The organism is Mycobacterium sp., from assembly GCF_035653355.1.
GTDB lineage: Bacteria > Actinomycetota > Actinomycetes > Mycobacteriales > Mycobacteriaceae > Mycobacterium.
Window position 1 is genome coordinate 1 of record NZ_DASRBZ010000021.1, and the last position, 4,695, is coordinate 4,695.

Sequence of the window (4,695 nt, forward strand, 5' to 3'; positions counted from 1 at the left end):
CAGCCAGGCGATCCCGACCCGGTCCCCCACTGCGAACGTGTCGCCAGCGTCCGGACCGACCGAGATAACCTCCCCCACGACCTCGTGCCCCGGCGTCACGTGCTCGCGGTGCACGGGTAGGTCCCCCTCTGTGACGTGTAGGTCGGTGCGGCAGACACCGCACGCATGCACGGCAACTAACAGCTCCGTCGGTCCAGGACGCGGTACCTCGGTGGTAACTCGCTCGAGCGGGTGGGTTTCCATCGGCCCCGGACGGCGGACCCGCCAGGCGCTCATCGTCGTTGTGGTGCGCGCTGACGCCATCACTCCATGATGCCGCGACGCGCCGGTCAGCCGAAGGGCTAGCGGCGCAAGAGGTTAGCAGCCGCTACAGGGTTCGCGTGCGCCGTGACGTGAAGGCCCTATAGATCAGCAACAGGATCACCGCTCCGACCAGCGCACCCAAGAAGGAGTGGTGAATCGGGGGATGAATATCGAATTTATGCGGCGGGAAGACCAGGCTGCCAAGGGTGCCGCCAACCCACGCTCCGGCAATGCCCAGCAGCACCGTTGCGATCAAACCGATGTGCTGCCTGCCGGGAACGATGAGTCGCGCGATCAAGCCAACGATGAGGCCCAGGATGATCATCCAGATGATGTTGTACCAAACCACGACCCGCTCCTTCGTATTGACCGGTAAGGAGACCGCGGAGGTGTAGCCCGAAGCACGTCCCGGTATACCGCGTCAGCGTAACGATTTCGGCGCCCACGCGGGTGCGGTCGGTTTAACTGCAACCCAAATGTCGGTGGCGATGACGCGCAGTTGCCGCTCAGGTGGAGAGCGTCGACCCGGGCGCCGACGCACCGGCTGGAGAGCCGGCCGGTGCCGGGCCGGCCGGCGGCGCATTAGGCGCGGGAGCTGGAGCCCCCGGCGCAGCAGGTGCCGGGGCCGCTGGGGCAGCAGGTGCCGGAGCCCCCGGCGCAGCAGGGGCCGGAGCTGGCGGGGCAGCCGGTGCCGGAGCTCCCGGAGCGGCTGGCGCCGGGGCTGCCGGAGCCGGCGGCGGAGTCCACGGGCGGATCGACTCGGCGAGCGTCTTGGCGGCCGCCTTGTCGACCGGGTCGTTCGCGGTCCCGAGCCACACCACGAACCAGCGCTGGTTCTGGGCGCCCTGCGCACCCTGGCGGGCATTCGACGCGGCAGGACCGACGACGCCCGTCCAAATCTGGCCGTTCGGTTTGCTCGTGTCGGAGAACTTCACCTCGTAATACGACGCGCTACCGGACATCCCGTTGGCGCTGAGCGGGGTGCTGTCTTGGTTGATCCGGGTCCCGGGATAGGGCATGAAGAACTCGCCCATATCCGAGCCCAGCCGGGTCGCGGCCTTAGTGTTGTCGGGTTCGGCGCTGGCGTAAAGCTTTTGATCCAACCTGCCCAGCACGATGCGGGTGTCGTTCGCCACCGGCGGCGCTTGGCCCGGCGCCGGTGGTGGCCCGGTCTCCTTGCTGAGCAATGCCGACCCATAGTCGAGGTGGGTGGCGTCCGACTCCACCCAGCCGGCGGGAATGACGTAGCTGAAACCACCTGCGGCGTTGTTGACCCGGCCGGGTTCAGGGGCATTCGGATCGGCCACCGGCGGTGGGGCGTTGGGATCGGCTCCCGGCGGCCCTGCGACCGGGTCGGCGGCCGGAGGTGCAGCGTTGGGACCAGCCGGACCAGGCGCGGCATCTGGTGCTGGGTTCGTACCGGCTGGCGCCGGCGCGGCGGTGGTGCTCGGCGGGGCGGGCGCCGGATCGGCGATCGCCGTTGTCGTAGGCACGGTAAGTGTGATGGCGCCCGCACCGGTCATCGCAGCGATCGCCAGCGTCGCCGCGACGCCCCTGCGGCGCGTTTGGTTAGCATCCCCCTGCTTCATGGCGAAAAACCTACCGTGTTACTTCCGTGACGCAAGTAGGTTCGGCTGAGAAATGTAATCTCGCGTTGCATTGCGACAAGGCGTGAGCGGCGCCTATTAGCCAGGCGGGTCGACGCCGGGCGCCGGGCGCGTCGGATGCAGCGCCACCTCCTGCGCCTTGACCGAAAACCAGACACGTTGCCCGGGCGTCAGCGATAGTTCCGCGGCGGCGTCAACGGTGATGTCAGCGGCCAGCCCCGGCGCGCCGTCGGGCTGCTCAGAGCCGCGCACACGCACCGCAGGGCCGCGCGAATCGAGCTCTGCCACGGTCACGGCGACCGTATTGCGTGGGCTGCCATGCGGCGCTTCTCGATACACCGCCACCGCCGTCGGCGCAAACACCGCAACCGCCTGTTGGCCACTGGTCAAGTCCTCCGCTGCAGTGCCGTGCCAGACCGCACCGGAGCGCGCATGTAGCGCGCCGTCGGGACCGAGCGTGCCATTCACCAGATTCACGCCGGCGATGCGGGCGCCGAAATGGCTGCGCGGCGCGGTCAGCACGTCGGCCACCGGGCCGTGCTCGGCGACTCTGCCCGCTTCGAGGACCAATACCCGATCGGCCAGCGTGAAGACGTCTAACAGGTCATGGGTTATCAGGACGGTGCTTCGCGCATTGCGAGTGACCACGGTGCGCAGCACCGCGCGAACCGCAGCCGCCGCCGCGACATCGAGCCCGGCCAGCGGCTCGTCGAGAAGCAGCACGTCCGGCTCGGCGGCGAGCGCACGCGCGATTGCGACGCGCTGAGCCTGGCCTCCCGAAAGGTGCCGCGCCTTGCGGTCGGCCAACTCTTCGGCGTCGACTTCGCGCAGCCAGCGCAGCGCTGACGCCTTGCCCCGCGAGTCCCACACCAACCGGCGACGGCAGCGCGGCCCGAACGCCACGTTGGCGGCCACGCTCATGTGCGGGAACAGCAAGGGATCCTGCAGCAGCAGCCCGACCCGCCGGTCGTGCGTTGGCACGTCGATGCCGGCAGCGGTGTCGGTCAGCACTCGCTCCCCCAGGCGCACCAACCCCACGTCAGGGCGGACCAGCCCGGCGATGACATGCAGCGCGGTGGACTTGCCGGCGCCGTTCGGGCCGAGCACGGCCAGCACTTCGCCGGCCGAGACGGAAAACTGCAGATCGACGCCCCGATCGGCCACCACCGCGCGCAACCGCAACTCGCTCATGCCGCCGCGCTCGCTCCCGTCAGCCTGCGGGTGCCGACACCCAGCACCACCAGCGCCGCCACCACCACCAGCACGAGCGACAACGCCACCGCCGCGTCGGCGTCAGTCACCCGCTGAAGGTAGATCTCCAGCGGCAGCGTGCGGGTGACACCTTGCCGTGAACCGGCGAACGTCAACGTCGCACCGAACTCACCGAGTGAACGGGCGAACGCGAGCACCGCTCCGGAAACCAGGCCGGGCACCAGCAGGGGCAGCGTCACCCGCCACCACACCGCGGTCGGCCGCGCCCCTAATGTCGCCGCCACTACCTCGTAGTCGGCGCCCGCGGTGCGGGCCGCGCCCTCCAGGGCGATGACCAGAAACGGCAACGACACAAAGGTCTGCGCCAACACCACAGCGGTGCTCGTGAAAGCGACATGGACACCGGCCATCTCCAGGTAGCGTCCGACCAGCCCGAGCCGGCCGAACGCGTACAGCAACGCGATGCCGCCGACCACCGGCGGCAGGACCAGCGGCAACAACACCAGCGGCCGCAGCAGCCGCACCGACCGCGCGGTGCTGCGGGCCAACACCAAGGCCATCGGCACGCCCAACAAAATGCACAGTGCCGTGCTGGCGGCCGCGGTCTTGATACTTAACAACAGCGCTGTCGTCGACGCCGGGCTGGTAACCAACGACCAGAAATGGGCCCAGTCGACCTTGACCGCGACCGCGACAAGGGGCAGCAGCACGAACACCATTCCCGCCGCGGCGGGCACATAGACCCAGCGCGGCACACCGGCATCCGCGATCAATGCCGACCGTCAGGGCTTGGCGAAGCCGGCCTGCTGCAGAGCTTTCTGACCTGTCTCACTGGTCACCGCGTCGACGAACTTCTGAGCCAGCTGCGGCTGAGACGATTTCTTCAGCACTGCAATGGGATACACGTTGCGCGCCGCCGCTGCTTCGGGGAAGTTGACCGTCGTCACTTTTGAGCCGGCGTTGATCGCATCCGTGACATAGACCAGCCCGGCGTCGGCCTGACCGCTGGTGACCTTGTTGAGCACATCGGTCACGCTGGGCTCCTCGCTGGCCGGGCTGATACGCACGCCGGTGTTGTCCTCGATGCGGTGAGTCGCCGCACCGCAGGGCACCGGCCGCTGGCAGACCACCACCGCTAGCCCGCCCTTGTTGAGGTCGGCGAAGGACTGGACATGCTTGGGGTTACCGGGCGCGGTGACGATGACCAGCGTGTTGGAGGCGAAATTAACCGGCTTGCCGGCCAGCAGCCCGGCCTTGGCGACTTTGTCCATTTGCGCGGTGTCGGCCGAGGCGAAGGCGTCGGCCGTGGCTCCTTGGGTCAACTGCGTGGCCAGCTCGGAAGATCCGGCGTAGTTGATGTCGACGCTGGCGCCGGGATTGTCGGTCTTGAACTGCGCAGCGATGGTGTCGAATGTCGGTCTGAGCGAAGCGGCGGCGAAGACCAGCAGCGGTTTTGGCGCCGGCGGTGACGACTGGGTGGTCGGTGGCGGGGACGTTGACTGCGATGGGGACTCCGAGCTGCATCCAGTCAGGCCCGCTACCAGGAGTATTACCAGCCAACCGGTCACCACCC

General features: G+C 68.5%; 6 protein-coding genes. All 6 read right to left on the reverse strand.

Annotation, left to right across the window (positions count from 1 at the left end; translation table 11 throughout):
- A partial coding sequence (locus tag VFA16_RS00690; protein WP_324965969.1) for an alcohol dehydrogenase catalytic domain-containing protein occupies nucleotides 1–303 on the reverse strand: 303 nt, incomplete at its 3' end.
- 64 nt (nucleotides 304–367) lie between these two features.
- Nucleotides 368–628, reverse strand: coding sequence for a GlsB/YeaQ/YmgE family stress response membrane protein (locus VFA16_RS00695; protein ID WP_324965973.1), 261 nt, complete (start codon nucleotides 626–628; stop codon nucleotides 368–370).
- A 181-nt stretch (nucleotides 629–809) separates the two neighbouring features.
- Nucleotides 810–1,892, reverse strand: coding sequence for an alanine and proline-rich secreted protein Apa (locus VFA16_RS00700; RefSeq protein ID WP_324965970.1), 1,083 nt, complete (start codon nucleotides 1,890–1,892; stop codon nucleotides 810–812).
- Between the two features lie 96 nt (nucleotides 1,893–1,988).
- Nucleotides 1,989–3,101, reverse strand: a complete 1,113-nt coding sequence (locus tag VFA16_RS00705) for a sulfate/molybdate ABC transporter ATP-binding protein (protein ID WP_324965971.1) — start codon at nucleotides 3,099–3,101, stop codon at nucleotides 1,989–1,991.
- The gene (locus tag VFA16_RS00710; RefSeq protein ID WP_324965974.1) at nucleotides 3,098–3,841 is read right to left on the reverse strand and encodes an ABC transporter permease; all 744 of its coding nucleotides are present in this window, start codon (nucleotides 3,839–3,841) and stop codon (nucleotides 3,098–3,100) included. Before VFA16_RS00710 ends, VFA16_RS00705 begins: the two co-directional genes overlap by 4 nt.
- Before the next feature lie 63 nt (nucleotides 3,842–3,904).
- Nucleotides 3,905–4,693, reverse strand: coding sequence for a molybdate ABC transporter substrate-binding protein (gene modA, locus VFA16_RS00715; RefSeq protein WP_324965972.1), 789 nt, complete (start codon nucleotides 4,691–4,693; stop codon nucleotides 3,905–3,907).
- Nucleotides 4,694–4,695 lie beyond the last annotated feature (2 nt).

Coding starts and splice junctions, on each gene's coding strand:
- VFA16_RS00710 (WP_324965974.1), bottom strand. CDS start 3,841: ATGGTGTTCGTGCTGCTGCCCCTTGTCGCGGTCGCGGTCAAGGTCGAC.
- VFA16_RS00705 (WP_324965971.1), bottom strand. CDS start 3,101: ATGAGCGAGTTGCGGTTGCGCGCGGTGGTGGCCGATCGGGGCGTCGAT.
- VFA16_RS00695 (WP_324965973.1), bottom strand. CDS start 628: ATGATCATCCTGGGCCTCATCGTTGGCTTGATCGCGCGACTCATCGTT.
- VFA16_RS00700 (WP_324965970.1), bottom strand. CDS start 1,892: ATGAAGCAGGGGGATGCTAACCAAACGCGCCGCAGGGGCGTCGCGGCG.